Source organism: Stenotrophomonas sp. P5_B8, from assembly GCF_054049855.1.
This window is the reverse complement of sequence record NZ_JBFULO010000681.1, coordinates 1-1,310: the sequence shown is the minus strand read 5'-3', so window position 1 is coordinate 1,310 and position 1,310 is coordinate 1. Positions and strand designations below refer to the sequence as shown.

Genomic DNA, 1,310 nt, shown 5'->3' with positions numbered 1-1,310 from the left:
ACCCGTCGAAGCGTCCAGAAAGGACCGCATCCAAGGAGAAGGCCTCGCCTTGGATAAGGTGAACCCCTCCAGACAGCCCGCGCCAAAAGAGGCGCTGCCCGTCAAAGGTCACCAAGGGGAGGGGGCGAACGCGGGTGCCTTCGCCGGCATAGGGGCTATCGCGGACAGAGACGGCGACGCCTAGGGACCACCGATCGTCTTGAGCATCGGCGAGCAAGTCACTGCTGCTGGAAACGCCTTGGGCCAAGGCAACGGTGGGGAGAAGGAGCGGAAGGGCGAGTACGGACTTGAGCATGAAAGTAGCGTCGTGGGAGGACGCTACGAGCTTTGGTCATCCGAACTTACAGGGAACTTACCAACGCGGGGTCCGGGGCCTTCCGTTCAGCGAAGGCCATCCAAGCGCGCCAAGATCCAGCGACTGGCTGTGGTCACCCTATGAGGTGGCTACCTCGTCATTGCAAGCGGCAGCGACGGCGGTCTGGCGCAGATGGGCTTGCGTGCCGAAGTCGCCTCTCGGGGAAGCGGCTTCGACGCCGACGTCCCCCCGCCGGTGGGGCCTTGGATGGCCGACAGCCGAGCGTTGCTGACGGCTTGGTGGCAACCGCAATGGGCGCACCGGAACAGTGCACCGCCAGACAATTGAACCAAGGAGCCCGTTCCTGAGGATGAGGTCGCCTTGCATTTGCCACACTCCATAGTCAGGGCGAGGATGCGCTCCACATCGCCCGACGAGGCATAAATCGCTTCAAAGGAGCGGATAACGAAGGATGCTGACGTGGGCATCGCTGCTCCTGAACAGGGGGGGCTGAAACGCAGCATCTCCGCCGGAGCGTGATGGGGCTGTAGTGACGGACCACCTCCTCTCCGCAGCGGATGCCCCGGCTCCCTGGCTCTGGCGCCCCCGAGCCTGCTCACCGGCTTCGGACCGGCCCTTGATTCGTCGAGGGGTCAAGGGACACCGGTCCGCTGCAAGGCGGGTGAGGAAAGAGTTCCGGTGGCTTCCGTCTGCAGCCAGTGACAGAAGGCGTCTGTTGCGCTTTTACGACGTGCGGCGAGCGGGCGGACCGCCCAGAACGCATACGCATTAGGCAGGCTGCCGTCGAAGGGCCTAACAAGCCGTCCTCGCCGCAGATCTTCTTCTACCAGGGGAGCCAATCCCAACGCAACGCCGTGCCCGTTGACCGCTGCCTCCTGGGCTAGATAGATACTGGGAAACAAGGGGCCGGCGTTAGCGGATACGCCCTGCAAGGCAGCCGCCTGCAGCCACGCCGCCCAATCGGGAACGCCCGGACGTCCTTCAGCGCTTTGAT

Annotated in this window: 2 protein-coding genes; both read right to left on the bottom strand. The window is 64.1% G+C overall.

The window, feature by feature from the left end:
- Positions 1 to 295: MipA/OmpV family protein (locus tag ACXJKH_RS20635; protein WP_457322180.1), on the bottom strand; the 295-nt coding region annotated here is incomplete at its 3' end.
- A 653-nt stretch (positions 296 to 948) separates the two neighbouring features.
- Positions 949 to 1,310 (bottom strand): LysR substrate-binding domain-containing protein (locus tag ACXJKH_RS20630; protein WP_457322178.1); only part of this gene is annotated, 362 nt, incomplete at its 5' end.